Source organism: Mycobacterium kiyosense, assembly GCA_021654635.1.
In the GTDB taxonomy this organism is placed as follows: Bacteria; Actinomycetota; Actinomycetes; order Mycobacteriales; family Mycobacteriaceae; genus Mycobacterium; species Mycobacterium kiyosense.
The window spans coordinates 6051862-6072547 of record AP025179.1 but is presented as its reverse complement, the minus strand read 5'-3'; the positions used below and the strand labels follow the sequence as shown (position 1 = coordinate 6072547).

Sequence of the window (20686 nt, the reverse complement as noted above, 5' to 3'; positions counted from 1 at the left end):
CGGCGGGGCCGGCGGATTGGGCGGTGACGGCGGTACCGGCGGCGTCGGCGGCAACGGCGCGGCCAGCATCAGCTGGGGCGTCGCCGGTGGTTCTGGCGGCACCGGTGGGGCCGGCGGCAACGGCGGCCTCGGTGGCGCCGGGGGTGCCGCCGGTATCTTCGGGACCGGCTTCTTGGGTTCCACCGGACACGCGGGTGCCGCGGGTATCGGTGGTGCGGGTGGTGGCGGTGGAACCGGAGCCACCGGTGGCGCCGCGCTCGCCGGCTTCAGCGCTCCGGGCACCGCGGGCGGCGCCGGCAGTGCCGCGCTCGGCCAGACCGGTGGGGCCGGCGGCGTCGGCGGCGCCGGTGGTTCCGGCGGCACCGTGACCACCGTCTACGGCTTCGACCGCCCATACGGGGTGGTGGTGAACCCGGGCGGCAACGTGTATGTCGTCAATTCCGGTAGTGGCAACGTCTCGATCCTCGACCCCGCCACCAACAGCATCAACGGGGTCATCGCCGTCGGTAACCTGCCCTACGGGATAGCCGTCAGTCAGACCGGCAATCTCTACGTGACCAACTTGGGCAGCGACACGGTATCGGTGATCTACGCCCCCAGCAACACCGTCACCGGGTCACCCATCGCCGTCGGCACCGATCCGTTGGGCGTCGCCGCCAACCCGGGCGGCAGCATTTACGTCACCAACTACACCAGCGACACAGTGACGGTGATCAACCCGGCCACCAACACCGTCGCCGTACCGAGCATCCCGGTCGGCGACGGCCCGACCGGGATCGCGGCCAACCCGGGCGGAAACGTGTACGTCACCAACTACAACAGCGACACCGTGTCGGTGATCAACCCGAACACCAACTTCGTCACCGGGTCACCCATTGATGTCGGCGACGCACCGCGCGGAATTGCCGTCGGCCCGGACAGCAATGTCTATGTCGCCAATAGCCGCAGCGGAACCGTGTCGGTGATCGACACGTCGACCAACACCGTCACCGGCACCGTGGGAGTGGGTACTGGGCCGTTCGCGGTCGCGGCGAATCAGACCAATGGCTACGTCTTCGTCACCAACGCCGTCGACGGCACGGTGTCGGTGATCAACCCCAGTACCAACACCGTCAGCGCCACCATCCCGGTCGGTACCACGCCGTACGGCGTGGCGGTAGACCCCCTTACCGGCGTGGTGTACGTCACCAACTACACGACCGGTTCGGTATCGGTGATCAGCGGCTGATCAGGGGCGGCGCAGGCTGACGATGGCGACGTCATCGTCGGTGTTGCCCAACACCGTCGACATCGCCCGCCAGATCCGGGTGGCGGACGCATTGCCGACGCGGCTGAGGGTCTCGGCCAACCGGTCGAGACCGTCGTCGATCGACTTGCGGCGGCGCTCCACCAGCCCGTCGGAGTACATCACCAGCCCGTGTCCGGGCGCGACCACGAACGTGCTCGGCGTGTAGGTCACGCCCCGGATCCCGATCGGCGGCGAAATCCGGATCGGGGCCTGGGTGGCTGCCGATGCGGCGTCGGTCAGATACGGCATCAGGTGGCCGGCGGATGCGGCCTCCACCTGGCCCGAGCCCAAATCGATGCGGGCGGCGATAACGGTGGCGAACGCGCTGGGCAGCATGTGCACGCAGAAGTCGTTGAGCTGGTTGAGCGCCTCGGCGGGTGCGGCGCCGGCAAACAGCTGAGCCCGCAGGGCGTTGCGCAACTGCGCCATGATTCCCGCGGCCGCGACGCCGTGACCGGCGACATCGCCCAGCAGCAGGACCAAGCGGCCGTCCCGCAGTTGGAATGCGTCGTACCAGTCGCCGCCGACGTTGTCGCCCGCGGCCGGCTCGTAGTGCGCCGACAGGTGCCAGCTGTCCAGTCGCGGTATGGACTCGGGCAGCAAACTGCGCTGCAGCGTTTCGGCCATCCGCAACGCACCCCGGGTGCGGCGGTACAGCGACTCCACCAGGTGACGTCGCAGCGTCTCCGCGGATTCGGTTTCGCTGAGCGTCCACGGATCACTGCGCTGGTGCACGATCTCGCGCCAGCGCTCGAACGACTTGCGCGGACTCAGCCGCACCGAATCGCCTTCGTTGACCGCGATCGCCTTGTTGTACGGGTCGCCGCCCCAGTCCACCGAACGCAGCACCTCGCGGCGGAACCAGATGGCGTACTGCCCGTCGGGCAGGTTCAGCGCGAGCGCGCCGGCGGCCAACTGCGGGTCGAGGTCCAGGGCGGGCAGATCGGTCACCAGGTTTTCGCTGCTGGCGATCTCTTCGCCCGCGCCGCGGGCCCAGGCGGCGACCATGGCCACCACGTCCGGCGGCGGCACCGTGCCGCGCTCCCGACGGTCGCCCTGGATGTTGACGACGACGCCTTCGGCAGGAATCAGGTCCAGCAGATTTGGCGCACCGAGCAGGGCCGACGGCAGCGGCTCGCCGTCGTCCAGGGTGGCGGCGATGATCTTGGTGAGCACCGCTTGGGCGGCCAGCCGCTTGTGCAACTGGTCGTCCTCGAACCGATCGACCAGCCGCAGCGACAAGGTGGAACCCAGGAATTCGGCCGCCGCCCGGGTGCCGAACGGCGGCAGGTGCGGGCCCGCATAGTGATGGCAGGCGATCAGGCCCCACAACCGGCCGTGGCGCAGCAGCGAGATCGACATCGACGCGTGCACGCCCATGTTCTGCAGGTATTCGATGTGGATGGGTGAGACGGCCCGCAGCGTCGCGTAGGTCAGGTCCAGTGGCTGGCCACTGTCTGGATCCACCGCCGGCACCAGCGGAGTCGGCGTGTAGTCGACGTCGGAGATCAGCCGGATCCAGTTCTTCTCGTACAGCGCGCGGGCCTGCGCGGGGATGTCGGTGGACGGGTAGTGCAACCCGAGAAAGGAGTTGAGGTCGTCGCGCTTGGACTCGGCGACCACCTCGCCGTTGTAGTCCTGGTCGTAGCGATACACCATCACGCGGTCGAAGCCGGTGAGGTCGCGGACCGCGCGGGCGGTGGTGTCGTAGAGCTCGGCCAGGGTGGCGGCGCCGTTCAGATCCTCGATGGAGCTGCGCACCGCCTGGTAAGTGTTCGGAAAGGAGAAAGGCCGCTCGCCGTAGGCGATTTCCAGCTCGACCAGCAGTATCCCGTCCGGTTCCCGGCGCAGGATGGCGTCGAATGCCCGCGGCTCGCCGTCGACGTAGATCTGGCACTCGAGAGGATTGCGTTGCCGCAGGTCGCCGAAAGCCGCCGCCGCGTGTTCGATCCGTGCGGCCTGCTCGACGCCGATCAGCGCGGACAGGTGTTTTCCCAACACGTCGTCGACGGACCGACCCAGCAGCTCGCCGACGTTGGCGCTGACTTGGCGCAGCTCGAATCCGGGCTCGCGAACCACCGCAAGCACCCCGCGTGGCTGGATGTGGCCGGGAATGTGGATCGGTTCCCGCGCACAATTCTCCAGGTCGATGGGCGTCCCGACCGGAACGAGTTCGTCGCTCTCCAGCGCCGAGGGGCGGCCCGGCACCTCGCCGCCGATCATCTGATGAACCCCTTACTCGAAGCCTTTCGTGTGACAACCAATGCCCGTTCGCCTATGTAACCAGCAGCGTGACGCGTCATCAACGGCTCCTTTATCGACGGCCTGGGCGGACGTCGTCCGGCATCGTCAGGCTCGCCTTTCGCAGTCTTGTCACAGGTTGGGTTGACGGACCGGCCGGATTTCAATCTGGCGGGCCGGAAGGGTCGGTATTCTCACACTGCCTGGCGACCCGCTCTCCGCCTCCTCCTCGCGCCCTGCGGGCGCGCATCGTCGGACAGGCTGTGCCGGATTGCCCGCCTCCTCCTCGCGCCCTGCGGGCGCGCATCGTCGGACAGGCTGTGCCGGATTGCCCGCCTCCTCCTCGCGCCCTGCGGGCGCGCATCGTCGGACAGGCTGGGTAGCCTGCTCACCGTGGCTCTCTACCGCAAGTATCGACCGGCAACCTTCGCCGAGGTGGTGGGGCAGGAGCACGTCACCGAGCCGTTGTCGGTGGCCCTGCAAGCGGGCCGGATCAACCACGCCTACCTGTTCTCCGGCCCGCGGGGCTGCGGCAAGACGTCCTCGGCGCGGATCCTGGCCCGGTCGCTGAACTGCGCCGAAGGCCCGACGCCGACCCCCTGCGGTGTCTGCGATTCCTGTCAGGCGCTGGCCCCCAATGCCCCCGGCAGCATCGACGTGGTCGAGCTGGACGCCGCCAGCCACGGCGGCGTCGACGACACCCGCGAACTGCGCGACCGCGCCTTCTATGCGCCGGCCCAGTCCCGCTATCGGGTGTTCATCGTCGACGAGGCGCACATGGTGACCACGGCGGGCTTCAACGCGTTGCTCAAGATCGTCGAGGAGCCGCCCGAACACCTCATCTTCATCTTCGCCACCACCGAGCCGGAGAAGGTGCTGCCCACCATCCGATCCCGCACCCATCACTACCCGTTCCGCCTGCTGCCGCCGCGCACCATGCGGGGCCTCATCGGGCGGATCTGCGAGCAGGAAGGCGTCGTCGTCGACGACGCGGTCTACCCACTGGTCATCCGCGCCGGCGGGGGCTCGCCCCGCGACACCCTGTCGGTGCTGGATCAGTTGGTAGCCGGATCGGACGGCGGCCGGGTCAGCTACCAGCGGGCCCTGGGACTGCTCGGCGCCACCGACGTCGCGCTGATCGACGACGCCGTCGACGCACTCGCCGCCGGGGACGCTGCGGCGCTTTTCGGAGCCGTCGAATCGGTGATCGACGCCGGGCACGACCCCCGGCGGTTCGCCACCGACCTGCTGGAGCGTTTCCGCGACCTCATCCTGCTGCAGGCGGTTCCCGATGCGGTGTCGCGCGGTGTGGTCGACGCGCCCGAGGACGTGCTGGACCGGATGCGCGAGCAGGCGGCCCGGCTGGGGCCGGCGACGCTGACCCGCTACGCCGAGGTCGTCCAGGCCGGCCTGGGTGAGATGCGCGGCGCGACGGCGCCGCGGCTGCTGTTGGAGGTGGTGTGCGCGCGGCTGTTGTTGCCGTCGGCCACGGACACCGAGTCGGCGTTGCTGCAGCGTGTCGAACGCATCGAGACGCGGTTGGCGATGTCGATTCCGGCCGCCGACGGTGCCGCGGAGCCCAGCGTGCCCGCGTATGTGCCGCCGACCCGTCCCGCGCCCGTCCGGCGCTCTGTCGCCGCTCAACAGCCCCCGACACAACGGCCCACCTCAGCGCCGCCCGCCCCGCCGCAGGCCGCAACGCCGCCGCCGCCCACCGCGCCACCACCACCCGCGCCCGAACCCAAACCTGCCCCGGCCCCGGCAACCGCGAACCCGGCCGCGGCGCCGGGTGAGCCAATGCCGCCGCGGTGCGCAGCATGTGGCCGACCGTCCGCGACAAGGTGCGCGAGCGCAGCCGAACCACCGCGGTGATGCTCTCGGGAGCCACAGTGTTGAGGGTCGAAGGCGACACGTTGGTGCTGACCCACGAAGCGGCGCCGCTGGCCAAACGGCTGTCCGAACAGCGCAATGCCGACGTGATCGTCGAGGCGCTCAAGGATGCCCTGGGCGTGAATTGGCGGGTGCGCTGTGAGACCGGTCCGCCGGCGGCGGCCGAGATCGCGCCACCGCCCACGGTCGAGGAGCCGGCACCCGCGGTGGTCGCCGTACCGGACGAGGACGAAGAGAGCATGCTCGCCGAGGTCGGTCGCAGCGACCCGTCCGAGCCGCGACGCGACCCCGAGGAGGTCGCATTGGAGCTGTTGCAGAACGAATTGGGCGCGCGCCGCATCGACGGTTAGCACCGATATCGTGGTCCGGACACACGACACGACCAGAAAAGAGGAGTGCACCTGATGGGACAGGTGAGGGCAGCCAGCACGATCCTGATCAACGCCGAGCCCGAGGCCGTGCTCGCCGCGTTGGCCGACTACCAGAACGTCCGCCCGGCGATTCTTCCCTCGCAGTACAGCGAGTACCAGGTGCTGCAGGGCGGCCAGGGAAAGGGCACGGTCGCCAAGTGGCGGCTGCAAGCAACCGAGTCGCGGGTGCGCAACGTCCAGGTGGACGTGGACGTCGCCGGCCACACCGTCATCGAGAAGGACCAGAACTCGTCGATGGTCATCAACTGGACGGTGGCCCCGGCCGGGCCCGGGGCCAGCGTCACCGTCACCACCACCTGGACCGGTGCCGGCGGCGTCAAAGGCTTCTTCGAGAAGACGTTCGCGCCGCTGGGGCTGAAGAAGATTCAGGCCGAGACGCTGAGCAACCTCAAGAGCCGGCTGGAAGGCCAGCCCGGCTAACGCGCCTGGCCCTGCGAGGCCAGGAAGCCGGCGACGCCGCGGACCAGCGCGTCGGCGTATTTCTGCCGGCCTTCGGCCGACTCCATCAGCGCCGAGTCCGCCGGGTTCTTCATGTTGCCCAGCTCGACGAGAATCGACGGGTACTGCGCCAGGTTCAGGCCGGCCAGATCCGAGCGTCCGTACAGCCCGCCTTGGCCGATGTAGGTGGCCGGGGTCAGGCCCGAGGCCTGCAGCTGATCGCGCATCACGCGGGCGAACTGCACCGACGGCCCGGCCTGAGCCGCGTTCAGCGGCGGCGAGGAGTAGTTGACGTGAAATCCCCGCCCGGACGCCGGCCCACCGTCGCCGTGCAGGCTGACGATCGCGTTGGGGTGCAACGCATTGGCCATGTTGGCGCGCTCGTCCACGCAGGGACCCAGCGCGTTGTCGTTGCCGCGGGACATCGCGGTCCGCACACCGAGCGCGTTCAACGCGGCCCGCAGTCGCAGCGCGGTGTCCCAGGTAAAGGTGTGTTCCGGGTATCCGCTGTTGGTCGAGGTGCCGCTGGCCTGGCAGTCCTTGGTGCCGCCCCGTCCGGTCGGCACCTGACGCGAGATGGACGCGTCGTTGGCGCCGTTGTGACCCGGATCGATGAATACCACCATGCCGGCGAGGCTGCCGGGGGCGGCCGTGGCGGTGGGGTGCAACGGTGTGAGACCGGCGGACAGCGCCCCCAGCAGTACGGCGATCCCGACACGGAGGCTCAGTCTGACGTCCACCGCGTCAACGTAACTCCGCTCGGACTAGGCTGAATGTTTCAAATCGCCCGACACCCGCAGGCGAAACCAACTCGAGACCAAGATGCGAGGGGACTGTCATGCAACCCGGAGGCGATATGTCGCAGCTGCTGGCGCAGGCGCAGCAGATGCAGCAGAAACTGCTCGAGGCCCAGCAGCAGCTGGCAAACTCCGAGGTGCACGGTCAAGCCGGCGGCGGGCTGGTCCAGGTCGTCGTCAAAGGCAGCGGTGAGGTTATCGCCGTGAAGATCGATCCCAAGGTGGTCGACCCCAGCGACATCGAAACCCTGCAGGATCTCATCGTCGGTGCGATGGGCGACGCCTCCAAGCAGGTCACCCGGATGGCCCAGGAACGGCTGGGTGCGCTGGCCGGCGGCATGCGCCCGCCCGCCGCTCCCACGCCGCCGGGGCCGCCGCCGCCCCAAGTGCCGGGTGTCTGACTGCATGTTTGAGGGGCCCGTTCAGGATCTGATCGACGAACTCGGCAAACTGCCGGGCATCGGACCCAAGAGCGCGCAGCGCATCGCCTTTCATCTGCTGTCGGTGGAACCGCCGGACATCGATCGCCTGACGGCCGTCTTGGGCAAGGTTCGCGACGGGGTGCGGTTCTGCGCGGTCTGCGGCAACGTGTCCGACGACGAGCGGTGCCGGATCTGCGCCGACCCGCGCCGGGATGGCTCGCTGGTGTGCGTGGTCGAGGAGCCCAAGGACATCCAGGCGGTCGAACGCACCCGCGAATTCCGCGGCCGCTACCACGTGTTGGGTGGGGCGCTGGATCCGTTGTCGGGGATCGGTCCCGAGCAGCTGCGCATCCGCGAGCTGCTGACCCGCATCGGCGAGCGGGTCGACGACGTCGACATCACCGAGGTGATCATCGCCACCGACCCCAACACCGAGGGCGAAGCGACGGCCACCTATCTGGTGCGGATGCTGCGCGACATCCCGGGCCTGACCGTCTCGCGGATCGCGTCCGGGCTGCCGATGGGTGGTGATTTGGAGTTCGCCGACGAATTGACCTTGGGTAGGGCGCTCACCGGTCGCCGCGCCATGGTCTGACGCCCTGTCTATCGGGTGATGACGGCGAAGTGGCCGCTGGTGGCCCACGCCGCTTCGAAGGTGTCCAGGGAGACCTGCTCGTCGCGGCCGGCCTTGATGCCGCTGTCGTTGAGGTGCACCACGGCGGCGTCGGTGTCGATTCCGGTGACGACGACGAAGTGGTTCTCCTTGGTGCGGTTACCGCCTTCGTCCCACAGGATCTTGTCGTTGACTCCGACGATCGCCTTCCGTCCCTGATCCAGCGCCCGCTCCACGGCGACCAGGTTGGTTTCGGACCCGTCGGACTTGATCCCGTAGTGCGCCAGCAGCACCGGCAGGTCGTGGTTGCTGGTTCTGGTCGTGGGTGTGTAGATCGGCCCGGAATGGCTTGTGCTGGGGATGTTTTCGGCCGCCGCAGTGATCTCCTCCTCGGAGGGAAGGTTGCCGGTGAGTTGGCCGATGACGTCGGCCACCGCCATCTCCCCACAGTCGAGGTCCTGCTTCTGATAACGCCAGTAGGGTGCGGCGGCGACCGGGTCGCCGTGCATGCCGCCGGGTTTGGCTTTCGGGTCGGCCTGCGCGGTGCCGGCGAATACGACCAGTAGGCAGCACGCGGCCGCGCCCAGCGCGGACCCGCGTCGCGTCGCGGCGGCAACACTCATCAGCTGAAGGTACTGCTCTGGCTAACGCGCGGCTAGCCGTTCGCGACGCAGCAGTTCCACCTCGGGCAGTTCCAGCGGCGTCAGCTCGCCGACTGCGTGGGAGAGCAGTAGGTCGGCCAGCTCCGGATTACGGGCCAGACATGGCCCGTGCATGTAGGTAGCCACCACGCTGCCCTGGACCACGCCGTCGTAGCCGTCGCCGGCCCGGTTACCGGCGCCCTTGGTGACGGCGGCCAGCGGGGCGGCCGCGGGACCCAGCACCGTGCCACCGCGGTGGTTCTCGAAACCGGTCAGCTGCTGGGTCAGTCCGGATAGCAAGGGCCTGGACAACAATTCGCCGATAGTCCGCTGGTGTTGCGGCGAGGTGGTGGCGTCCAGCATCCCGACACCGTCCACCCGTTCTCCCGACGACGTCTCATACCAGTGCCCGAGCACCTGGACGGCCGCGCAGATCGCCAGCACCGGGGCACCGCGTCCGGCCGCTTTCTGCAGGCCCGGGTAGCGGATCAGGTGCCGGGTGGCCAGCCGTTGCGCGTAGTCCTCGGCGCCGCCCAGCGTGTAGAGGTCCAGCGAGTCGGGCACCGGATCGGCCAGGGTGATCTCGACGATCTCGGCGGGGATGCCGCGCAGCAATAACCGCTGACGTAACACCACGGCGTTACCGCCGTCGCCGTAAGTGCCCATCACGTCGGGCAGCACCAGCCCGATGCGAACGGTCGAGTCAGCCATGACGGGCCAACCGGCGGTTCAGCTGCAGGAACGCGGTGTAGTTGGCGACCACCTCGACCCGCCCGGGCGGGCAGGACGCGATGGCCGCAAGCGTGTCGTGCACCAGGGTGTGTTCGACGCCGGCGTACCCGAGCCGCACCGCGAGGTCGGTGCCGCGCTCACCGGCGGCGACGACGCGGGTCTCCTCGAAATGCTCGAACCGGACATCCCACAGCCAGGACAGGTCTTCCCCGTCGGGCACCTGCCCGTTGACCGCGATCACCACGCCGTCGGCATGCTTGTCCACCATCGACAGCGCTTCCTGCCAACCGGCCGGGTTCTTGGCCAGCAGCATCCGCACCCGATGGGCGCCGACCTGAACAGTGCGGTACCGCCCCGCCACCTCGTCGACGCCGGCCACCGCGGCCACGGCTTTGGTGGGGTCGGCGCCCAATGCGACGGCGGCGGCGACCGCTTGGGCGGCGTTGCCGCGGTTGACCGTTCCGGGCAGTGCCAGCCGCATCGGCAGGGTCAGCCCGTCGGGTCCGTACAGCTTCCCGCCGTCCTCCGGGTCGAACCACCAGTGCGGGCTGGGCCGCTTGAAATCGGCGCCGGTGGAGTACCAGTGCCCGTTTTCCCGCACGATCACTTCACCGCTGCGTGGGCAGCTGACCGAGTCGTTGGCCCACGATCCGCCGGCGGCCACCCACACCACATTCGGGCTGTCGTAGGCGGCCGAGGCCATCAGCACGTCGTCGCAGTTGGCCACGATGATCGCGTCCGGATGTCGGGCCAGGCCGGCGCGCAGGGCCCGCTCGATGACGTTGATCTCACCGACCCGGTCCAATTGGTCGCGCGACAGATTCAGCAGCACGATGGCCGTCGGCTCGACCGCATCCGAAACGTGCGGGACGTGCATTTCGTCCACTTCCAGGGCGGCCAGTACGGCCCGCCGGTTTGCGGCCAGCGCGGCCACCAGCCCGGCGTCCATGTTGGCGCCTTCGGCGTTGGTGGCTACTGGCCCCAGGGTTGCCAGGGCCGCCGCGGTCATCCGGGTGGTGGTCGACTTGCCGTTGGTGCCGGTGACGATGACGGTGCGCCGGCCGGCTCCCAACTGGCGCAGCACCGAGCGATCCAGGCTCATCGCCACCAGGCCGCCGATCATGGCCCCCGCACCGCGACCGGTGACCCGCGACGCCCAGCGCGCGCTCGCGCCGGCGGCCAGGGCCAGACGTGCGCGCGCGGTGATCACCCCGGGAAGTTTAGAGCCCGACACGGCGCGCCGCGTTGTCGGCGATGTCGGTCGGACGTGCCATTCTCAAGCCATGCACCGGATTTCCTGGGGCCGGCCCGCACGGGAGCCGGACGGGGGATGGGCCGTCATCGATGTCGAGACCTCGGGCTTCCGTCCGGGTCAAGCGCGGATCCTCAGCATCGCCGCGCTGGGCCTCGACGCCGACGGCCGGGTGGAGCAGTCCGTGGTCAGCCTGCTCAATCCGGGTGTGGACCCGGGGCCCACGCACGTGCACGGGCTGACGGCCGCGATGCTCGAGGACCAGCCGCAGTTCGCCGAGATCGTCGACGACGTGATCGAGGTGCTGCGCGGCCGGACGCTGGTGGCACACAACGTCGCCTTCGACTACTCGTTCCTGGCGGCCGAGGCGGAGATGGCGCGGGCCGTGCTGCCGGTGGACTCGGTGATGTGCACGGTGGAGTTGGCTCGGCGCCTGGACCTCGGCGTCGAGAACCTGCGGCTGGAGACGCTGGCAGCGCATTGGGGTGTCACCCAGGAACGTCCGCACGACGCGTTCGACGACGCGATGGTGTTGACCGGCGTGCTGGCGTCGGCGTTGCAGCGAGCCCGTGACCGCGACATCTGGCTGCCGGTGCACCCGGTGACCCGCAGCCGCTGGCCCAACGGCCGGGTGACCCACGACGAGCTGCGGCCGCTGAAGGCCCTGGCCGCCCGGATGCCCTGCCCGTATCTGAACCCGGGTCGCTACGTCTCGGGCCGGCCGCTGGTGCAGGGCATGCGGGTGGCGCTGGCCACCGAGGTGCGCCGGACCCACGAAGAACTCGTCGAGCGGATGTTGCACGCCGGCCTGGCCTACAGCGACGACGTCGACAACGCGACCTCGCTGGTGGTCTGCAACGACGACGCACCCGTGCAGGGCAAGGGTTACCACGCGCGCCAGCTGGGTGTTCCGGTGGTTTCTGACGCGCAGTTCATGGACGGAGTGAGTTCCGTCGTCGGTGGCCGCAGCATGGAACAGTTCGCCGACGTCACGACGGCCGACGAGCAGTTTGTCCTGTTCTGACGTAACCCAGTTCCAGGCCCGTCGCGAATTGACGTTTGCGCCAAAGACATTGGGGCTATTCAACTTGTGTCTTAAAGTACCGCAAGCCCGGCCCTTGACCCTGCACCCCTGAGGGCCGGGTTTGCCCCGCCGCGCAGGACTAGCGCAGGGCGCGGTTCACCGCCGACACCACAGCGCGCAGCGAGGCGGTGGTGATCGACGGAGCGATACCGACACCCCACACCGTCTTCCCGTCCGCGGGGCCTGATGGGCCTGATGTGCCTCGACCCGTAACCGAAGCCTCCACATAGGCAGCCGCCTGGGCGTCGTCGCCCGAGCTCATCGCGTGTTCGCTGTAGTCCAGCACCGCCACGTCGAATCCGACGGTGCTCAGCGCGTCGACGAACGCCGCCAACGGCCCGTTGCCGGTGCCGCTGATCTCCGTCTCCACCCCGTCGATCTTGACCGTCGCGGCGATGCTGGTGCTGCCGGTGTCTTCCTCGGAGGCGTCGACCCGCTGCTTGATGCGCTCCAGCGGCCGGATCGGGGCCAGGTACTCCTCGGCGAAGGCCTCCCACATTTCCTTGGGCGAGACTTCGCCGCCATCACCGTCGGCCATCTTCTGGATCACCTGCGAGAACTCGATCTGCAGTCGCCGCGGCAGGGCCAGGCCGTGATCCGCCTTCATGATGTAGGCCACCCCGCCTTTGCCGGACTGCGAGTTGACCCGAATTACCGCCTCGTAGGTGCGCCCGACGTCTTTGGGATCGATCGGCAGGTACGGCACCTGCCAGAGAATGTCCTCGACGTCGGCGTCGGCAGCGTCCGCATCGATCTTCATCTGGTCCAGGCCCTTGTTGATGGCGTCCTGGTGGCTGCCGGAGAACGCGGTGTAGACCAGGTCACCGCCGTAGGGGTGGCGTTCGTGCACCGGCAGCTGGTTGCAGTACTCCACTGTGCGGCGGATCTCGTCGATGTTGGAGAAGTCGATCTGCGGGTCCACCCCGCGGGAGAACAGGTTCAGCCCCAGCGTCACCAGGCAGACGTTGCCGGTGCGTTCGCCGTTGCCGAACAGGCAACCCTCGATCCGGTCGGCGCCGGCCTGGTAACCCAATTCGGCTGCGGCGACGGCGGTTCCGCGGTCGTTGTGCGGATGCAGGCTCAGGATCACGGACTGGCGGTTGGCCAGGTTGCGGCTCATCCACTCGATCGAGTCGGCGTAGACGTTGGGCGTCGCCATCTCCACGGTGGCGGGCAGGTTGAAGATGATCGGGTTGTCCGGGGTCGGCTGGATGACTTCGCCCACCGCATTGCACACGTCACGGGCGTATTCCAGCTCGGTGCCGGTGTAGGACTCCGGGGAGTATTCGAAGCGCCACCGGGTGCCCGGATGCTTGACGGCCTCCTCGACGCACATGCGGGCGCCGTCGGTGGCGATCTTCTGCACTGCCGCGCGGTCGGCGCGGAAGACGACCCGGCGCTGCAGGATCGACGTCGAGTTGTAGAAGTGCACGATTGCCTGCGGCGCTCCGTCGCACGCCTGGAAGGTGCGCTCGATCAGTTCGGGCCGGCACTGGGTCAGCACCTGGATGGTGACATCGTCGGGGATCGCGCCGTCGGTGATGATCTCGCGGACGAAGTCGTAGTCGGTCTGGCTGGCCGAGGGGAAGCCGACCTCGATCTCCTTGTAGCCCATCCCGACCAGCAGGTCGAACATGCGGCGTTTGCGGGCCGGGCTCATCGGGTCGATCAGCGCCTGGTTGCCGTCGCGCAGGTCGACCGCGCACCACAGTGGCGCGTGCTCGATGACCCGGTCGGGCCAGGTCCGGTCGGGCAGCCGGATGGGTTCGACTTCTTCGGCGAACGGCCGATACCTGTTGACCGGCATCGCGCTGCCGCGCTGGGGGTTCCACGAGGGCTGGCCGGGTCGCGGGGGTCCCGCGGGCTTGATGACGGTGCGAGCTGAGACGTAAGCGTCTGGATTGGTAGTCACGATTGTGCTCCTGGGGTTTTAAGAGTGAACCTCAGACCGGCGCATCGCGAACACCCGCGACGGGAAGCCGGTCTGGATCAGACCCCGTCGCGGCGTCCGAGAAGGAGCACCCGCTGCACGCCCTGCACTCTACCGCGCTTGGGTCGGGCGCCAAAATGGCAGGGGGAGGTGGCTACGGTCCTTGAGCCCGCAGGCGGGTCGACGCGCGCGGTAGTCCCGCGATTTTCGCCCATGCGCCTGTCAAGGTGCTGTGATGTCCCGCGTTGCTCCCGGTCGCTGGCCGCGCTGCTCTCGCAGGTGTCCGTCATCCGGCGACAAGGCTGGATTCCGGGCAGCCGACGCGGATCTTTGCAATCCGGATTGGCTAAAATAAAATTACCTGTTTAGCACACTTAATTCAGGGTTCTACCGTCCATTAAATTGACTCGGTTGCGTCGAGAAATTGACTATTCGACTACAACATAGAATACCCAGCAGGCGTACGGTTCCGAAACCTCTCGCAAAGCGTCCCAAACGCCTACCATCGATTTCGTCGCCGTTGGTTTCTGCCGCGGCTGGTCAGTTACGCCGATCTGGCTCGACGTCTTACGTGCCGCTGGCTGACAGGCGACCGTGATCTAGCCGCTCACCCCTAGTGACTCTGCGGATCATTGCGACTAAGGTGAGATGTGCGGCGTCGAGCGCCATTTCGATGCTAATTCCACGTCGAGTAGGGGGGCGGGAGAATCGATGTTTGCCGAGTTCCTAGCGGAGCCCAAAATCCCCCCACTCGGTGGTCCGACGCGATTTGGACAGTCCAGGGATCGAAGGACCGGAGCGCGGGATTTACGATCCGCCGCGCCCGACGGTGAACTCCGGGAGCAGAATCCCGCCGTAAACGTGGGCTTTGCTGATAAGGATCGACATCTGGGCGGAGTTCCTGCCGCCGCCTCTGACGGCCTTCACACACTTTTGTTCGACAGCAATCCGTCTTTCGCTAGAGGCTGGGTATCTAGCTCGGGCTCCTGGTCTTCGGTCCCCCTACAAGCAAAGCTTGAAATCGGGCCGATAGACGATCCGCAGGAGCGGGAAGCAGATCAAATGGCTGACGAGGCCCTGCATGGGCACGGAGTGCGGAATGTCGGACATCGAGTCTCAGCGCAGTTAGGTGCTGCAGGCATTCAACGAAAGTGCGCATCATGCGAGCAGGAAGACCAGACCCAGGGGCAACTGCATCACAAGTGCGCGTCGTGTGAACGGAACGAAGAAGAAAAGAAAATTGCGCGCAAAGCGATGTCTGGAAGCACAACCGGAAGCCTGGATATCTCGCCAGCCGTCCAAGATGTCCTGCAATCGCCTGGCGTCCCGCTAGAAGGGGCTGCACGCGGGGACTTCGAAGAACGGTTTGGGTGTGACTTCTCCCGAGTACGGATTCATGCGGACACAAGAGCCGCAGAGTCCGCGCGATCGATACGAGCACTCGCGTACACGGTGGGCCCGCATGTTGTATTTGGTCAAGATCAATTTTCCGTCAGCACGCAGAGCGGTAGGCGCCTGCTCGCACATGAGCTGGCACATACGGTGCAGCAGGGGAGCGCGCGCCCCATGGGCGGCGGACGGATGTCGGCCGGTCGCACCGGCGTAAGGGTGCAACGCCAGCCGACCGGTGGCGTCCACGATTCGAATTTTACGACTGGGCCGCCCGGTGTCCCATTCGAAAAGTGGTCGCCGGAACTGGAAGCGACATATCGACGTATGGGCATGATTGAGGCCGCGAACGCGTTGCGGAGATGTCGGCAGGGTAGCTGTCAGAAGCTCCTAACCTCGGCGGAGGCCTACACCGCATATCGCACGGGGCGATTGAAGGCGGGACTCGGTGAAGAGTCGGGAAAAGCGGGCGAGCGCGGAAGCGATGCAGGAAGCGCCGGGGGAACCGCGCCCGCGGCGGGATTCGCTGCCGCGACTGCGCCCGCCCTAGCACCCGGCGGGGCTGGTGCGAGTCCAGCGACAGCACCTCCAGCCGCGGCGCCGCCGGCACAGTCGGCGGCAGCCAAAGCGACTGAACGCTGGGCATCTCAAGCTGCGCGGGTTGCAGAAGAGCAGGCAGCGCGAGAAGCCGAAGCGGCGGCGGCACGAATTGGTGCAGTCGCGATTCCGGTGGCGCTAGGTGTCTACGTAATACTCGCCGCAGTGGATCTGATCGGCTTTGCAACGTTTCAAGTGGCACTACAACGGCACGGATTCGTGGTCTTGCCGGATCCGCTCCAGGTTTGTATCGGCGGATGCCATCAGCCGCGAGCGCCTGGTCCGCAGGGCCCTCTGCAATCCCCGCAATTGCCGGGCGGACCGACGACCGGGATGCCTCAGATTCCCGGCCACAACGACGCGGATGCTGAGACTTTGAGGAAGTGGATTGAGGCGCAACCGGGTGCCCCGGGTCCAAATGCGCCGCCTGCGGAACATTCCGCGCCGCAACCTCCGATAGCGGGCGAGCGAGAACATGTCGACCCTGGAACCTCGCACGCGCCGAGCGCGCCGCCAGTCCCTGCGCCGGTACCGCGGCAACGAAGCAAGAAGTGCACTGAGGCGGTGCAGGCAGACCTGTATCGCCAGGTGGAAAAAGCGTGCAAGAACCGAGGTAAGTTCAGCTGCTTGAAGACAGATACGCATGAGGCAATGATTGAGAAAATAGCAAAGCTCTATGATTGCATTTCTGCGCGGGAGAAATATCAGTGGAATTGTTGGCAGAAAGGTGATAAAAACTACCACGGACATATGAAACAGATCGGCGCTCTCTATAGGATGCTCCATGAATGCGAAGAGCTCGCAAAGAAGAAGCTGACCACACCATGAGACGACGTGACTGAGGCGCACTCGTCCGCGATGGCGACGATCCGTGAGGCGTTTGCCGAGACGCCCTATCCGGGCGACGACATATTGGTTGTCGCCAAGCCAGGTGAGGATCCAGAGTGCGATCAGATTGCTGAGAACTTCAGAGGTAAGAGTTGGCAAGAGGTCTCAGTGGACATGATCGGGAATTTCGCCGATTCATTGCCTCTATTTACCAGTCAGGCGTTTCGCTATTATATGCCTGCCTATATGTTGGCTAGTCTTACGCCTGCCGCGGATCTGGATTTCAGCAATGAGCCAGCAAGCTCAGAACACAATTTTTTGCTTCGATAACAACGATATCGTGAGCTTCGTCTTATTCGAACTTTTTTCCGCCTGCGTTGCCGGTCGATGACGAATATTTTCTTACGCGGGCGGCGCAGTTCACGCTCAGGGAACGAGAGGCGATTGTGACGTACTTGAACCTAATCGCGATGCTTAAGTACGGTGAATGTTATAGAGATGATCCTGGTTCGGAGTGCGATGAGATCGCACGGGCAATTCGCTTCTGGGAAGATGGCGAGATCTCTTTGCCGTGAATCAAGGCGCCGGTCGACTATGCAGATTTATTCAGCGATTCCGATTTCGATTTCACGAGATTGCGTGCAATATTCAGTAATACTATTAGAATAGCCTGACCTTGTGAATAGTTCGCTTTACCATGAAGGCGCTCCTTGCCGGTTGACGACGTAGCGCACGTAAGTTGAGAGCACGGCGAGTTCGGCAATCTGGTCAGGTGTTGCTGTTTTGTCTTTGCTTGCCCTGAGCAGCTTGTTGTAGTCCTCGACTGCGCTAGCCTGTTGTTCAGGGTTCCATTTGCTCCATGGCAACTTCTCTTTATGCGCCGCTCGCCAATCATAAGCTCCGCCTCGGTCGCCACCCTTCAACGCAGCCTTGATTTGAGCAATCACGCTTTGGGGTATGTAGGCTAGGCCGCCATTTTGGAATTGCCAAGCATGTGTCATTTCGTGGATCAGAGTTGTCCCGGCCCTCCTCTGTAAGCTCCAGGCCATCTCCTTTGAAATGTCCCCAGCTAGATTTTAAGTGAATAGTATTACCGATCGTTCGCGGTGCTCCCGTCGCATACATACTGTCTCGTGTGATTCGAATCTTGGAGTAGTCGAGACTGTTGACGAAAATCTCTTTTGCGTAATTGATCTCGTCAGTAGTTAACGCACGTTCCTTTGTTGTGGCGGCATTGCCCGCGATAGCGCCACCCACCATGCCGACGAAACCCCCCAACGATGGCACCGATAGGGCCACCCACCAGTCCGCCTAACGCAGCGCCCGCGCCCGCACCGGCGACCCCACCAAGTAATGAACCGATGAAGGAGCGGTGGACAACGTTCGACTGAGTGCGCTCCGCGACACGACCGCTCTCGGCGCCGCGTTCCGCGTCGCGTTCGACTGCGTGAGCCGGATTGTCCAGCTTGACTGGCTCTGCCGTGTCTGATCCGGTCTGCTGAACCACATGCGCGAGTTCGTGGGTGATTAGCCTTAAGCCGTCGGAGTTATGAGGGGCAAACTGCCCGGCGCCGAAGGCAATGTGTTGTCCGACCGTGTACGCGCGAGCATGAATGGCATGCGCCGACTCGGCTGCCGCAGTGTCAGCATGTAGCCGTACTTTGCTGAAGTCACGGCCGTACCGATGCTCCATGCGGTTCCGAAGGTCGCGGTCAAGCGCAAATCCTGGGCTAGATCGCATCTTTTCGACAGCACGAAGTGGATGAGTCGGCTGCGCCGACGCCGGTTCGGCTTTAAAAGCTCGTGTCATGTTGGTTGTCCCTCATTTATTTTATCGGCATTCTAGTTTGGTGCCACTGCACTCAACCATTGATTCGCCACGAAGCTGATCGCGGCGGCTGGGGACAAAATCGGCCGAATTAGGGGGAAATTTGTTGAATACCGTCTGTCGTTCTGAAACTATTAACACATGGCAATTCTCGTCGCCAATGGCGCCCAAATAATGTGCGACATGGGAGTCGCTCCGTCGATTCTCACCGTGACGCCGGGCCCGCCGCACGTCGCCTCCGCGCCGGTGCCGGGCATCCAACTCGCCACTGTCACCGACGTCCTGCCGCTTACCAACATCCCGACCTTCGGGATGTGCAACTCGCCGACCAATCCGGCGGTGATAGCCGCCACCGCCGCCAAGGCCGGTGCGTTCACCCCGGCCCCCTGCGTCCCAGCCACGGCGGACCCATGGACCCCGCCCCAAGCGGCCGCCGTCTGCGGAGACCCCGTCTTCGACGAGATGGCCACCTGCCAGTGCGCCTGGGCCGGCACGATCGCGGTGGTGAACCCGGGGCAGACCACCGTAGCCACGGTTCCGTAACACGCCGTCCGTCAACTTAAGCCGCCTCCACCCGGAACTGCAGCTCGGGGGAGCCGACCTGGATCAGGTCGCCGGGCGACAGCGGCACCGGCACTCTCGGCGCGAGCTCGTGGCCGTTGACCTCGGTGCCGTTGGTGGAGCCGAGGTCCATGACGGACAGGATCCCGTCGGCGATATTGAAGGCAACGTGGTGGCGTGAAATGTCGGGATGGTCAATGTGGATTCCTGCGTCGGCCGCCCGGCCGATGGTTGTCCCGTCCAAGATCGGGTGGATAGTGCCCGGGTCGAGCGTCGAGACGGACCGCAATGAGAATCGAATGGTCACAGCCTGGACGGCGGTGGTCGCTATCTCGTCGGCCTGTCGCTGCCGCGGCATCGGGGATACGGCTGTTTCCGAACCCGTTTCGGGTTCGCGGACCCGATATCCGAACAGCACTCGAAGTTCGACCGGTTTACCCGGCGGCTGCGGGAGCAAGGCCAGCGGCGCCAAATACCGGGTGGGTCCTTCGGGGGGCAACGCCAGGGGAGCGGGCGAACTGTCCCGTGACTGCGGCCAGAGGACGCCGCCGGTGGCCGTTCGCGCGGGGATCGTCCAGTAATCCCCCCGCTCGTACTGGGCTTCGGGCGCCTCGAACGTGATCTGCACCCCGTCTTCGAGGTCGAACCATTCGTGCTGGGCCAGCCGCACCGGAATCCCGTGGCCCGGCGCCTCGGTGTCGGGTTGCTGGTCCCAGCGGCGAAGGATCGGGTGCAGTGTGGAGTTGACCGCACGATTCTTTTCGGTGTCGTACAGCATGACCTGTCGTGTTGCCAGGCTGACGCCCTGTACCTGCATCAATGCGGGCGCCGTGCCTACCGGCGCCCAGTGGTCGTCGACCAGTTCCACCCAGTCCCCGACCGCCAGACCCTGCCGTGCGTCGTACCAGACACGTTGCAGGATGGCGGTGCGTACGTCGCCGTCGGGTTCGCTCAGCTCCTCGATGCCGAACTCGACGCTGCCGTTGTCCCGCGACCACTTGAAGGTCGCCTCCTCGGCGTCACCGCCACGGTGCACCTCGACGCGGTAGAGCTGATTCTCGACGCCGCGGTAACCCCAAGGTGTCGCGGCGGTGGCTGGCCCCGGCCGGGTCTCACCGCCTGCGTGGGCTCGAGCGCCCAGCCTCGGCTTGTGGGTCGGGTTGGCATTGAACTCGTGGAAGGCGCGGATGATCTGGTCTGGCTTGAGTTCCGTAAGGTCGGTGTCGCCGACCGGCAGTTTGCGCCGGGCCAGCGGCCGCCACTTCACCTGGCTGCGTCGCGTCGTGTCCGGCACGCTGGCACTGAGCGCGGGGTCGATGAGCTCGGGTACTTGCAGCGCGCTGACCGACTGTTCCCAGACCACCAGAAAGATGACGGCGGGCGGTTCGTGCTCGCCGATCGGCAGCTCCTCTTCGGCGTATTGGTAGGGCGCCGGAGCCTGACAGCGCAGACCGTAAACGTAGTAATGCCCGCGTCCGAGCCGCACGGCCCGGAGCGTGCCGTCCTCGATAACCGGCTCGACCGAGAAGCCGGCCCGGTGCGCGGGGCCACCGAAGGGGCCGATCAGGTCGGTGGTCAGGTCGCGCAGGTAGTCCAGCAGGATCGCGTTCTGCTCGTTGAGTTCCGCGTCGAGCAGCAGCCGGCCCTGCTGGGCCAACACGCTGGAGAACGGGTCCGCGAAACCGACTGGCAGCCTTGAGAAATCGCCGTACATGAGTCTTCCT

At 66.2% G+C, this 20686-nt stretch carries 16 protein-coding genes and 3 pseudogenes; 10 read left to right on the top strand and 9 right to left on the bottom strand.

Annotation, left to right across the window (positions count from 1 at the left end):
• Nucleotides 1–4 precede the first annotated feature (4 nt).
• Nucleotides 5–1228, top strand: a pseudogene (locus L6444_RS30315) (Vgb family protein); the annotation flags it as partial.
• Here L6444_RS30315 and L6444_RS28675 read toward each other — a convergent pair.
• Nucleotides 1229–3511, bottom strand: coding sequence for a SpoIIE family protein phosphatase (locus L6444_RS28675; RefSeq protein WP_236978842.1), 2283 nt, complete (start codon nucleotides 3509–3511; stop codon nucleotides 1229–1231). It lies immediately after the preceding pseudogene.
• 411 nt (nucleotides 3512–3922) lie between these two features.
• Here L6444_RS28675 and L6444_RS28670 point away from each other — a divergent pair.
• A pseudogene (locus L6444_RS28670) lies at nucleotides 3923–5769 on the top strand (DNA polymerase III subunits gamma/tau).
• 54 nt (nucleotides 5770–5823) lie between these two features.
• A complete protein-coding gene (locus tag L6444_RS28660) occupies nucleotides 5824–6270 on the top strand; it encodes an SRPBCC family protein (protein WP_236978836.1) in 447 nt (148 codons plus the stop codon).
• On the opposite strand, the gene L6444_RS28655 is transcribed toward L6444_RS28660, so the two are convergent.
• Nucleotides 6267–7028, bottom strand: coding sequence for an Rv3717 family N-acetylmuramoyl-L-alanine amidase (locus tag L6444_RS28655; RefSeq protein ID WP_236978834.1), 762 nt, complete (start codon nucleotides 7026–7028; stop codon nucleotides 6267–6269). The genes L6444_RS28660 and L6444_RS28655 overlap by 4 nt on opposite strands.
• A gap of 98 nt (nucleotides 7029–7126) precedes the next feature.
• Between L6444_RS28655 and L6444_RS28650 the strand changes: the two genes are divergently transcribed.
• Both L6444_RS28650 and recR read left to right on the top strand, forming a co-directional pair.
• On the top strand, nucleotides 7127–7486 hold the full coding sequence (locus L6444_RS28650; protein WP_236978826.1) for a YbaB/EbfC family nucleoid-associated protein: 360 nt from the start codon (nucleotides 7127–7129) through the stop codon (nucleotides 7484–7486).
• 4 nt (nucleotides 7487–7490) lie between these two features.
• Nucleotides 7491–8102: a recombination mediator RecR gene (gene recR / locus L6444_RS28645; protein ID WP_236978818.1), complete on the top strand. Its 612-nt coding sequence runs from the start codon at nucleotides 7491–7493 to the stop codon at nucleotides 8100–8102.
• A gap of 8 nt (nucleotides 8103–8110) precedes the next feature.
• On the opposite strand, the gene L6444_RS28640 is transcribed toward recR, so the two are convergent.
• Genes L6444_RS28640 through L6444_RS28630 form a run of 3 tightly spaced genes read right to left on the bottom strand, consistent with a single transcriptional unit; the run spans nucleotide 8111 to nucleotide 10703 of the window.
• Nucleotides 8111–8743, bottom strand: coding sequence for a C39 family peptidase (locus tag L6444_RS28640; protein WP_236978811.1), 633 nt, complete (start codon nucleotides 8741–8743; stop codon nucleotides 8111–8113).
• Nucleotides 8744–8764: 21 nt separating this feature from the next.
• Nucleotides 8765–9472, bottom strand: a complete 708-nt coding sequence (locus L6444_RS28635; protein WP_236978809.1) for a type 1 glutamine amidotransferase — start codon at nucleotides 9470–9472, stop codon at nucleotides 8765–8767.
• A complete protein-coding gene (locus L6444_RS28630) occupies nucleotides 9465–10703 on the bottom strand; it encodes a Mur ligase family protein (protein ID WP_236978807.1) in 1239 nt (412 codons plus the stop codon). The genes L6444_RS28635 and L6444_RS28630 overlap by 8 nt, the downstream gene beginning before the upstream one ends.
• Nucleotides 10704–10776: 73 nt before the next feature.
• On the opposite strand from L6444_RS28630, the gene L6444_RS28625 reads away from it, so the two are divergent.
• The gene (locus tag L6444_RS28625) at nucleotides 10777–11769 is read left to right on the top strand and encodes a DEDDh family exonuclease (RefSeq protein WP_236978805.1); all 993 of its coding nucleotides are present in this window, start codon (nucleotides 10777–10779) and stop codon (nucleotides 11767–11769) included.
• 139 nt (nucleotides 11770–11908) lie between these two features.
• Here the strand turns inward: L6444_RS28625 and leuA are convergent, their stop codons facing one another.
• Nucleotides 11909–13741 carry a 2-isopropylmalate synthase gene (leuA, locus tag L6444_RS28620; RefSeq protein ID WP_236978803.1) on the bottom strand — a complete coding sequence of 611 codons (1833 nt, stop codon included), beginning with the start codon at nucleotides 13739–13741 and terminating at the stop codon, nucleotides 11909–11911.
• Nucleotides 13742–14407: 666 nt separating this feature from the next.
• On the opposite strand from leuA, the pseudogene L6444_RS30900 reads away from it, so the two are divergent.
• From L6444_RS30900 to L6444_RS28610, 3 genes and pseudogenes are all read left to right on the top strand, one after another.
• A pseudogene (locus L6444_RS30900) lies at nucleotides 14408–15307 on the top strand (eCIS core domain-containing protein); the annotation flags it as partial.
• 603 nt (nucleotides 15308–15910) lie between these two features.
• Entirely contained in the window at nucleotides 15911–16573 is a 663-nt protein-coding gene (locus L6444_RS28615) for a hypothetical protein (protein ID WP_236978801.1), read from the top strand.
• A 6-nt stretch (nucleotides 16574–16579) separates the two neighbouring features.
• Nucleotides 16580–16903: a DUF6714 family protein gene (locus L6444_RS28610; RefSeq protein WP_236978799.1), complete on the top strand. Its 324-nt coding sequence runs from the start codon at nucleotides 16580–16582 to the stop codon at nucleotides 16901–16903.
• Between the two features lie 362 nt (nucleotides 16904–17265).
• On the opposite strand, the gene L6444_RS28605 is transcribed toward L6444_RS28610, so the two are convergent.
• Together L6444_RS28605 and L6444_RS30895 are read right to left on the bottom strand one after the other, a co-directional pair.
• Nucleotides 17266–17520 (bottom strand): hypothetical protein, encoded by a 255-nt coding sequence (locus L6444_RS28605; RefSeq protein WP_236978797.1) that lies wholly within the window; start codon nucleotides 17518–17520, stop codon nucleotides 17266–17268.
• Nucleotides 17521–17771: 251 nt separating this feature from the next.
• On the bottom strand, nucleotides 17772–18314 hold the full coding sequence (locus L6444_RS30895) for a DUF4157 domain-containing protein (protein ID WP_459551940.1): 543 nt from the start codon (nucleotides 18312–18314) through the stop codon (nucleotides 17772–17774).
• A gap of 228 nt (nucleotides 18315–18542) precedes the next feature.
• On the opposite strand from L6444_RS30895, the gene L6444_RS28600 reads away from it, so the two are divergent.
• Nucleotides 18543–18944 (top strand): DUF4280 domain-containing protein, encoded by a 402-nt coding sequence (locus L6444_RS28600; protein ID WP_236978795.1) that lies wholly within the window; start codon nucleotides 18543–18545, stop codon nucleotides 18942–18944.
• Between the two features lie 16 nt (nucleotides 18945–18960).
• Here L6444_RS28600 and L6444_RS28595 read toward each other — a convergent pair whose 3' ends face one another.
• The gene (locus L6444_RS28595) at nucleotides 18961–20676 is read right to left on the bottom strand and encodes a DUF6519 domain-containing protein (RefSeq protein ID WP_236978793.1); all 1716 of its coding nucleotides are present in this window, start codon (nucleotides 20674–20676) and stop codon (nucleotides 18961–18963) included.
• Nucleotides 20677–20686: the final 10 nt, after the last annotated feature.

Coding starts and splice junctions, on each gene's coding strand:
- L6444_RS28675 (WP_236978842.1), bottom strand. CDS start 3,511: ATGATCGGCGGCGAGGTGCCGGGCCGCCCCTCGGCGCTGGAGAGCGAC.
- L6444_RS28660 (WP_236978836.1), top strand. CDS start 5,824: ATGGGACAGGTGAGGGCAGCCAGCACGATCCTGATCAACGCCGAGCCC.
- L6444_RS28650 (WP_236978826.1), top strand. CDS start 7,127: ATGCAACCCGGAGGCGATATGTCGCAGCTGCTGGCGCAGGCGCAGCAG.
- recR (WP_236978818.1), top strand. CDS start 7,491: ATGTTTGAGGGGCCCGTTCAGGATCTGATCGACGAACTCGGCAAACTG.
- L6444_RS28640 (WP_236978811.1), bottom strand. CDS start 8,743: ATGAGTGTTGCCGCCGCGACGCGACGCGGGTCCGCGCTGGGCGCGGCC.
- L6444_RS28635 (WP_236978809.1), bottom strand. CDS start 9,472: ATGGCTGACTCGACCGTTCGCATCGGGCTGGTGCTGCCCGACGTGATG.
- L6444_RS28625 (WP_236978805.1), top strand. CDS start 10,777: ATGCACCGGATTTCCTGGGGCCGGCCCGCACGGGAGCCGGACGGGGGA.
- L6444_RS30895 (WP_459551940.1), bottom strand. CDS start 18,314: ATGCGATCTAGCCCAGGATTTGCGCTTGACCGCGACCTTCGGAACCGC.
- L6444_RS28600 (WP_236978795.1), top strand. CDS start 18,543: ATGGCAATTCTCGTCGCCAATGGCGCCCAAATAATGTGCGACATGGGA.
- L6444_RS28595 (WP_236978793.1), bottom strand. CDS start 20,676: ATGTACGGCGATTTCTCAAGGCTGCCAGTCGGTTTCGCGGACCCGTTC.